General features: G+C 62.9%; 4 protein-coding genes. All 4 read right to left on the reverse strand.

What is annotated here, in order from left to right; all coding sequences use genetic code 11:
- The coding region (locus VZ95_RS03475; RefSeq protein WP_198148060.1) for a DUF1850 domain-containing protein at nucleotides 1-252 on the reverse strand (252 nt) is incomplete at its 3' end.
- A complete protein-coding gene (locus VZ95_RS03480; protein ID WP_045774644.1) occupies nucleotides 249-2,372 on the reverse strand; it encodes a TRAP transporter permease in 2,124 nt (707 codons plus the stop codon). The genes VZ95_RS03475 and VZ95_RS03480, both read right to left, overlap by 4 nt.
- 81 nt (nucleotides 2,373-2,453) lie before the next feature.
- Complete coding sequence (locus tag VZ95_RS03485) at nucleotides 2,454-3,413, reverse strand: TAXI family TRAP transporter solute-binding subunit (RefSeq protein WP_045774645.1); 960 nt, start codon at nucleotides 3,411-3,413, stop codon at nucleotides 2,454-2,456.
- Between the two features lie 106 nt (nucleotides 3,414-3,519).
- On the reverse strand, nucleotides 3,520-4,854 hold the full coding sequence (locus VZ95_RS03490) for a hypothetical protein (protein WP_045774646.1): 1,335 nt from the start codon (nucleotides 4,852-4,854) through the stop codon (nucleotides 3,520-3,522).
- Nucleotides 4,855-5,232: the final 378 nt, after the last annotated feature.

Below are 5,232 nucleotides of genomic sequence, written 5' to 3' on the forward strand. Positions count from 1 at the left end.
GACCTCCGCCAGCCGCACCATCGGTGCCCACACCCAAAAGTGCCCCTCCTTGCGGGCGTCCGGCGGCGGCTCCATGCCCGCGCCGCTGCCTTCGATGCGGGCTTCGGTTAGCACCAACTCGGCCCCGTCGCGCTGCCAGACTTCTTCCCAGGTGGTTTTTTCGACCGAATGGGTCCAGCGCAGGGTGAGCTGGGGGGCCTCGCTGCGCCACAGTAAGGCCCCCGTGAGCGTGAGCAAACAGAAAGCGCTCACGCCGTTTGAATGCGGGTCAACTCGGGCCGCCGCTTCACCTGCCAACGGTGCCAGAGGAAGAAGGCCAGCGCGCCAGCAAAGCCAAGCTCGTCGGTAATCGGCAGGGCTGCGACCAGCAGAATCGCGCAGGCCGTGGCGATACAGCGCTCCAGCACGCCCAACCGCCCCAGCAGCCAGCCGGTCGCAGCGCCGCCCCACAGCAGAATCGCCAGCACGGCTTTCAGCACGATATAGCTCACCGCCAGCGGGGTGACGTTCGCGCCTTGTAGCATCAGTTCCGGCGCGTAGACCGCCATGAAGGGCACGACGTACCCCGCCGCCCCGATGCGCGTTGCGATCCAGCCAATTTCCATATGTCCGGCCTTGGCAATCGACTGCGCCGCCAGCGCCGCCAGGGCAACCGGCGGGGTGAGGTCGGCCATAATGCCGAAGTAGAAGCAGAACATATGGGAGATGAGCGGCGGCACGCCCATTTTCTCCAACACCGGGGCGGCGATGGAGGAGGTGATGATGTAATTCGGTATCGTCGGCAGGCCCGTGCCCAGCACGAGGCACACGACCATCGTTAGTAGCAACGCGATAGCGAGATTATCGCCCGCGAGATCAAGGATCATCCCGGCAACCGTGGTCGCAAGCCCGGTCAGGGTCATAATACCGATGAGAATGCCAACCAGCGCGCAGGCAACGCCGACGCCCAAGGCCGATTTCGCCCCATCGGCCAGCCCGTCGAGCAGCAAGCGCAGCGTTTCCCAGCCTTTCATCGCCGCGCAGAGCAGAACCAGCCCCGCCACGCCCAGCATGAGCGTTGCCGCCACCGACAGCGCGTCGAAAGCCACCAGCGAGCCCAAAGCCGCCCCCAGCGAAATCCACGCAACCGCCCGCACGGGTAGGTTCGCAAATTTCCCCAGGCTGGCCCCGCCCAAAATCAGCACAATCGTCAACCCCAGGCCCACGACGCCCGCAAACAGCGGTGTGAAGCCGGAAAACAGCATATACACCAGCGCCGCCAACGGCAGAATCAGGTGCCAATTGCGCTTGAGCGAGGCGAAAACAGCGGGGCGTTGGTCGGCCGGAAGCCCCTTCAGTCCGAATTTCCCGGCTTCCAGATGCACCATCCAGAAAGCCGATAGGTAATAGAGCAGGGCTGGGATAATCGCCGCGAGGGCGATTTCGGAATAAGGCAGTTCCAAGCGCTCGGCCATGATGAAGGCGACCGCGCCCATCACCGGCGGCATGATCTGCCCGCCCATGCTGGCCGTGGCCTCCACCGCGCCAGCAAAGGCCGGGCGATAGCCGAAGCGGATCATCAGCGGAATGGTGAACTGCCCCGTCGTCAGCACATTGGCGACACCCGACCCGTTGATCGTGCCCATCAGCCCGGAGGAAATCACCGCCACTTTCGCCGGTCCCCCCTTGGTATGGCCGACCGTGCCCAGCGCCACATCGTTGAACAGCCCGATCATCCCGGCTTTTTCCAAGAACGCGCCGAACAGGATGAAGAGGAAAATGAAGGTAGCCGACACCGCCGTCGGCGTGCCGTAAATCCCTTCGGTGCCGAAAGAGAGCGTATCGATCACTTGCACCCAGTCGAACCCGCGATGCAGTAGCGGTTCGGGCAAAGAGCGGCCCCAAATGGCATAGGGAATGAAGATCACGCACAGGATGGGCAGCGCCCATCCCATAATGCGGCGGGAGCCTTCGACCAGCAAAATCAACGCGAGCACGCCGACGATCAGATCCATCTGGTTCGGATCGCCCGCGCGCTGAATAAGCTCACCTTCGAACACCCATTGATAGAAGCCGATGGCGAGCGCCAGCAGCCCCAGGCCCCAATCCCATAGGGGCGGTGCGGCGTGCCCCGTTTTCGACGGCTGAAAGCGGAACAGCGCGAAGGTAAGGAACAGCAACCCGCCGACGTGCAGCGACCGCACAACAATGGACGAAACCGGGCTGAAGGCCGCTGTATAAACCTGCCAAAGGGCGAAGATAATCGCCGCCCCCCAAACGATTTTTCCCGGCAGCCCTTCGAGCTTCAAATGGGCGGCGGGGTTTTCGGGATCGGCTAGAGGGGCTTCGGTCAGCGGCGGCGCGGGAAAAGCGTCAACGGACGGTTTCGTCATCAGGGTCTCACCGGGGCCAAGGAAACGGATAGGGGGAACGCCGGGAACGGTTGCCCGTCCCCGGCCTCGACGCCTTGGGCCTTATTTCACCAAGCCTTTTTCGCGGTAGTATTTTTCCGCGCCAGGATGCAGCGGCACCGGCATGCCCGCCAGGGCTTTTTCGAGCTTAATGTCCTTGGCGGCGGCGTGGGCCGAGACCATACCGTCGAGATTCTCGAATAGGTTTTTGGTCATGCCATAGGCGACATCGTCCGAAACGCCACTATGGGTAACGAGGAAGTTATTGATGGCGGCGGTCGGCATCGGCGCGTCTTGGCCCTTATAGGTGCCCGCCGGAATCAGGCTGGGCTGATAGGCCGCATCGCCGATTTTCGCCACCACTTCCGCCGGAACCGGCACGACCGTAATATCGACCGAGGTGGCGAGATCTTTGATTGAGGCGACGCCGAGGCCCGCCGACTGCAAAGTCGCATCCAACTGCCGGTTCTTCATCAGATCGACCGATTCACCGAAGGCGAGATATTCAACCTTGGCGAAATCGGCATAGGTCAGCCCCGCCGCCGCCAGAATCGCGCGCGCATTCAACTCGGTGCCCGATTTGGGCGCGCCGACCGAAATGCGCTTGCCCTTCAGATCGGCCAAGCTTTTGATGCCCGAGGAATTGGCGGCGATGATCTGAATGTAATTCGGATAGATGCCCGCAACGCCGCGCAGCTTTTGCAGCGGCTTGGCATAGCCCGCGTCGGCAACCCCGGTCCAGGCTTGGGAGAGCGCGTCACCCAGGGTGAAACCGATCTCACCCTTGCCCGCTTCGAGCAAGTTGAGGTTCTCGACCGAGGCTTTCGTTGCCTGCACCGAGGTTTTCGATCCGGCGATGCTCTTGCCGTAGATCTGCGAGAGGGCCACGCCCAGCGGGTAATAGACGCCGGAAGTGCCGCCCGTGAGCACGTTTACGAAAGTCTGGGCCTGGGCCGTGCCCGAAACCGCCATCCCCATCGAGAGGGCGACCGCCGCCCCCATCAGCTTTGTCGCGAACCGCATTTTCGTTTCTCCCACGTTTATGAACCTGTGTCGGATTGCTTCCGATCTACTGCGCTAAGTTTAGGGGCGAGACGCAGCGCGGCGCAAGCGCCCCCTTGGAGATCTCTCAGGGACGGTCGCGCGCCGCAACCCGGGTTTCCAGCGCGGCGGGCACATAGGTCGGAACGAAGGTGCAGCCCGCGCCGAACTGGGCCTCGGCGGCCCCGCAGCGCGCGGCGATGCTTTCCGGCGTCGGTTTCGCGCCGGTTTCGACCCAATCGAGCAGCGCCGCCATCAGCGCCGGATAGGTCGGGTCGCTGATGTAGCTATGGGTGCCGGTCGTAACAAAGGTTTGTACCAGCCGGTCCGCGCTGCCGCCGCGCGTCATAGTCTCCTTGAACTGCGCGTCAAGCTCGACGAAGGCGGTCGGATCGCCGATCCATTTCACCGTCAGCACCGGCACCGGGATTTGCCCGGTCGGATCGGTATCCGCCGCGAAACGCACCACTGCCGCCGGATCGGCCTTATAACGCCGAACCCCGGCGTTCAGCGCGGCATCATCCGCCGAGCCGCTATAGCGCACACCGCTATTGCCGAAGGGGCTGGCCCCGTCCGTACGCTTGGCCACGATGTCGCGGAAATGGAAGGTCGCCCAGTTCAGATGCGATTGGATCGACCCCGCCGGAATCTTGATGACCTTCTCGATGGTTTCGACTTTGCGCTGCTGCTCAGGCGTGCGTTGGGCGACGGGTTTATCGAGCCCCAAACACTCGGCGGTGCGCGCGGCGATATCGGTGTTTTTCAGGGGTGACGCGACCGGCAAACCAATATTCGCGGGATACTCCCCCTCGTCCGGGCGCGGATGGTTATTGCAGAGATATTGATAGACGGCGCGCAGATCGAGCCGGAAATCGTAGGAGCGCGTGCCGCCGCCGAGGACACCACTGGTCAACAGCACCGCGTCATAGGGCTTTTGCTCGGTGAACATCTCCGCGCCTTTGGCGGCAACACTCGCCCCCCAAGATTGGCCGTGCAGGATCGTTCGCTGCGGTTTGCCGACGTGGGCAACGAAGATTTTGCGCAAGCGCTCGGTATCCTCAGCGGCGGCGCGTACTTCGACGCCGCCTTGGCGGAAGGTCGAGCCCGCCCAAGCGTAACCCGCCTTCACCATAATCGCCCAACGGGTGAGATCCTCTGCCGTGCGCTCCGGCGAGGGCGCCCCCAACTCCGGCCCGCCGTGGGCGTGCAGAACCAGCGTGCCGGTCCAGCCCTGCGGTTGGGCGATCAGATAGAAGGCCCCGGCGGAATCCTGCCCGGCAAAACAACTTGCCGTGGCCGGAACCCCGGCAGGGCAGGCCGCCGGAACGGGTTTCGCTTCGGCACTCTCGGCGGCGAGGCCAGGATTGGCCCCGATCATTGCGGCCGCGAGGACCGAAAAAACGTGCAAACGGGTCCGCATCATGACCGTTTTCCTCCCTGAAAAGCGACTGTGCCGGATGATCCCCGGTCTCTTGCTGCCGAGCTTAGGGGTGCCACGGGACGGCACGCAAGCCGTGCCTGCGACGCTTTGCCCCGATCTGTGGAAATCCACAATTTCCGCTTACGTTAACGTTAGGTTTTTTTAGGACAAAATCACTGGCCTGAACTGCCGAATGTGCATGGGAAGCGCTGCCAACGCGATGCTTCGTTGCTTTTTTATGACCCCCTCAAACAGCCGATTGTCCTGCTGCCCAGGCGTGCCTAGAGTTGAAAGAAATAAAAAAACCCAAGCCGCGCGCTAGGACATACAGAGGAAGGGAAGCAGACGATGGGACTCCCGGCACAATCGAGCGCAGAGGCG

Source organism: Elstera litoralis, from assembly GCF_000963705.1.
GTDB lineage: Bacteria > Pseudomonadota > Alphaproteobacteria > Elsterales > Elsteraceae > Elstera > Elstera litoralis.

Coding starts and splice junctions, on each gene's coding strand:
- VZ95_RS03480 (WP_045774644.1), bottom strand. CDS start 2,372: ATGACGAAACCGTCCGTTGACGCTTTTCCCGCGCCGCCGCTGACCGAA.
- VZ95_RS03485 (WP_045774645.1), bottom strand. CDS start 3,413: ATGCGGTTCGCGACAAAGCTGATGGGGGCGGCGGTCGCCCTCTCGATG.
- VZ95_RS03490 (WP_045774646.1), bottom strand. CDS start 4,854: ATGATGCGGACCCGTTTGCACGTTTTTTCGGTCCTCGCGGCCGCAATG.